Origin of the sequence: Pedobacter punctiformis, assembly GCF_027213715.1 — a bacterium.
Classification (GTDB): Bacteria; Bacteroidota; Bacteroidia; order Sphingobacteriales; family Sphingobacteriaceae; genus Pedobacter; species Pedobacter punctiformis.
The window spans coordinates 1-3966 of record NZ_JAPWGM010000013.1 but is presented as its reverse complement, the minus strand read 5'-3'; the positions used below and the strand labels follow the sequence as shown (position 1 = coordinate 3966).

2 protein-coding genes and 1 pseudogene are annotated in these 3966 nt (G+C 43.4%); all 3 read right to left on the bottom strand.

What is annotated here, in order from left to right; genetic code table 11:
• Positions 1-228: pseudogene (locus O0955_RS18155) on the bottom strand (gliding motility-associated C-terminal domain-containing protein); the annotation flags it as partial.
• An 11-nt stretch (positions 229-239) separates the two neighbouring features.
• Positions 240-1817 (bottom strand): hypothetical protein, encoded by a 1578-nt coding sequence (locus O0955_RS18150; RefSeq protein ID WP_269428974.1) that lies wholly within the window; start codon positions 1815-1817, stop codon positions 240-242.
• An 18-nt stretch (positions 1818-1835) separates the two neighbouring features.
• A partial coding sequence (locus tag O0955_RS18145; protein WP_428982474.1) for a hypothetical protein occupies positions 1836-3966 on the bottom strand: 2131 nt, incomplete at its 5' end.

The following is a 3966-nucleotide window of genomic DNA, read 5'->3' as shown; positions in this document are numbered from 1 at the left end:
AGCAATCCAGACATTTTTACTGTAAATCTCCAGCGTACCGTTGATCTCCCAGTTCGCTTTCGGGCCAAAGTAAGTGCCCTCGCTAAAGCGCTGCTCGGTCGTACCCGCAGAAACCACAACCACAGACTCATCAACCGTCATACTCCCAGAACCACTTTGGGCCAAACTGTCTAAACCTACTAAAATTAATAGGGATGAAATAAATATTTTTATATAATGGCCTGACATCCTATCGATTGTTAATTTTGATTACTTTGAGAAGGCAACATTGGATTTGTAATTACCTGGCACTTCTTCACGCTCACATAAACCGTTGCTACTCCGGAACGGAAACCCTCATCCCCATAAGGCTGATTTATGCCATTATTTTTACCTTTTATATTATAGGCTATAGAGGCTGTACCAACAAAGCCTGCTTTAGGTATAAAAGTTATCTTTCCGGTAGCAGAATCGTACGTAAATGTGCCCTGCGTATTGGTTACAGAAAAAGGATTCGTTTCTGGAGTTTCATCCGCTTTTAGAAATTGAAATGCATTAAAATCTATATTGGCTGATGAGCTGGTAGGTGTACCGGATGTTGGTCCTGTATAAGCAACATCATTAGCATAAGGGTCAATAATAACAGGTGCATTTTTACAGGTTGCAGCATTATCATCAGCAGCCTCTGCCGCATAAGGCAAAACCACATTTAATTTCCATATTTTATGGATATCGGTTAGTCCTCCAGTTGTTGCCGCAAAACCCATTCTAAAACTTGCAGGCACCCTGCTATCTAAAGTATTTACACTGTTTATTCCTTGAGTATCAGAAGCATTATAATCGGTTGTTACCGGATTTGCATTTTCTGTATAAAGGAGATTTGCATCTGCTCTATACCAATAATTATCGATTACCGTAGTAACCGTACTTTGGTGTTGTATTTTAACCGTTACATTAAATCCGCCTGCAGCGTTTGGTATCAGTTCAATAAAAGCCTTTCTATAATTCGGATCGGTTGGATCTGTAGTATAAGCACCAGAGCGTAAATTAAAATTATCAGCTATCCCATTTAAGTAACTATAGCCACCTGCTGGTGTAAGTACTGCTCCTCCCCGGGTTGCAGAAGGGGGAGAAAGTGTGCTCTGTGTTCTTAATACCGGATAACCCGTACGACCAAGTTCTCTACCGTTATTATCGATAAATTTACCTTTTGCTCCTCTTAAGGTTATATGACTCATTGCATTTGACCAGGTTACACCAGAAATACCGTTGAGACGGGCATCACCCTGAAAAGGTGCATTCTTAAAGTTTCCATAAGAGTCAAACGCTATCCCTAAATATGCCCCGCTAAGACCATCTTTTCGTTCTGAACTATATATATCTCTTGCTCTGAGATAAGCATAGCCCATACTACGGCCTTTTGCACCAATTACCGGAGTAACTGAAGCATCATATAAAAAAAGTAAAAGACCATCGGCCCCTGTACCTCCATATATAGCGTATTCGAAAGAGATTTTAATCCCTACTGAGGTATTAAATTGTTTGTCATTGATAAAAACTGCTCCAAATTGAGAAGTTTGAGCAGGTGTTAATTGTAATCCTGTCGTGGTAAAAGTAGCTGCATTTGCTCCTGCACCTGTAGGCTTAGTCACCTCAGGAGGTTGTGTAGTTGATAAAAATGTTTGATTATATGGAAAATCACCAAACAACTGCGCTTTTACAGGTTTAACATTTGCAATTAACAAAAATAAGACTAAACTAATCCCTGTTTTTAATTTTTTTGAAGGACCATTAATGCCCTTCAAAAAATTAAAATATGTAATAAATTGATTTTTCATTTTTCTATTTATAGAATATTAGTCCTTTACCTTGAATACTATATTCATAAATGAAGCTTCAGTTGCTATAGCTGTAGATTTAACTGTGTAACTAATTACACCTGCTGCAGACACCGTAACCGTATTGAATACATTACTATCAAAGTAAGTTACAAAATAATCCAGATCACCAGGTGCTAAAACTGGCAGAGATGAACTTGCATTACTTCTAGCTTGATTTGTAGATGATGTAAATCCAAATTGCTGCGAATAGAAAGTATAAATATTTAAAGTTCTCGTTCCTGTCAATGGTATTCCGTTCACATCATGTGTAGGAACAACTACTGATGGTGCATAGAAAAATTTAGGCATTGCTGCTTTAACTTGTTTTAATACGCCTGTACTTGGATCGGCTACCACAATGCGATCAGCAGTTGATGTATACGCACTTCCATTAAAGATATATGTACTATTACCGGTTTGCAAACCTCCTACAGCTAAAGTATTTGTTGCATCTGCAGTAACAGTAGTTGGTTTAATTAAAGGTCCGCCAAGCTGAACTACCCCTGTTGTAACCGTTAATCCGTTATTTGCACTTGCAGATGTTAATACATCAGTTGGCGCCAGTAATAAGCCCCCGTCTGTACCTACTTTCAAAATATTAGGTGTATTAGCACTTTTCAATTGTGCAGTTACTGCGGCTCCCGCTTCATTTGTATAAGTAACAGCTCCAGTCGTAGTATTCTGACTTAAGGTAGTTGTTGGAGTATTAATCTTGTATGGAGTTGCAACTGTTCCGTTTCCGGTAACTGTAGTATTAAGCCCATCAGTAATTAAACCTATGCCACCTTGAGTACCTGTATCACCTTTTGGACCCTGAGGACCCATTGCGCCTGGCGCTCCCGTTAAACCAATAGGACCTTGTGCACCTGTTGTTCCTGTATCTCCTTTTGGACCTTGAGCTCCAACTGCACCCGGTGCTCCAGTCAATCCGATTGGACCTTGTGCTCCAGTATCGCCTTTATCTCCTTGAGGACCCTGAGGACCAGTAGCCCCCGGCGCTCCCGTTAATCCGATTGGACCTTGTGCACCTGTTGTTCCTGTATCTCCTTTTGAACCTTGAGCTCCAACTGCACCCGGTGCTCCAGTCAATCCGATTGGACCTTGTGCTCCAGTCGTACCTGTATCTCCTTTTGGACCCTGAGGACCTGCGGCGCCAGGCGCTCCCGTTAATCCGATTGGACCTTGTGCTCCAGTATCGCCTTTATCTCCTTGAGGACCCTGAGCTCCAGGTGCTCCGGTTGGACCAATAGGGCCCTGAGCACCATCAACTCCGTTTACTCCAGGAGTACCCTGGGCACCCGCTGGCCCTGTTGCACCTGTTAAACCAATTGGGCCTTGTGCTCCAGTATCTCCCTTGTCTCCTTTTGGACCGTTTATGTTTGTCCAGGTATTGGTCGTTGGATTATAAACCCAGGTACCACTGTCATTCGTTACAATCGTAACTCCTGTTCCAGGTGCACCAGGCGTACCTGAGCCCGGAGTACCAGGTGCTCCGCTTGTGCCAGGCATTCCCTGAACTCCAACTATTCCTGCATCTCCTTTATCACCCTTGTCTCCTTTTGGACCATTAATATTCGTCCAGGTATTCGTTGTTGGGTTATACACCCAGGTACCACTGTCATTCGTTACAATCGTAACCCCTGTCCCAGGTGCTCCAGCAGTGCCGGAGCCTGGAGTACCAGGTGCTCCGCTTGTGCCAGGCATACCCTGAACTCCAACTACACCTGCATCGCCTTTATCTCCTTTCGGACCGTTTATGTTTGTCCAGGTATTGGTCGTTGGATTATAAACCCAGGTACCACTGTCATTCGTTACAATCGTAACTCCTGTTCCAGGTGCACCAGGCGTACCTGAGCCCGGAGTACCAGGTGCTCCGCTTGTGCCAGGCATGCCCTGAACTCCAACTATTCCTGCATCTCCTTTATCACCCTTGTCTCCTTTTGGACCATTGATATTGGTCCAGGTATTCGTCGTTGGATTATAAACCCAGGTACCACTGTCATTCGTTACAATCGTAACCCCTGTGCCAGGTGCACCAGGCGTACCTGATCCCGGAGTACCAGGTGCTCCGCTTGTGCCAGGCATTCCCTGAACACCAACTACACCT

Excerpts from the sequence above, each read along its gene's own strand:
- O0955_RS18150 (WP_269428974.1), bottom strand. The coding sequence starts at position 1,817 with ATGAAAAATCAATTTATTACATATTTTAATTTTTTGAAGGGCATTAAT.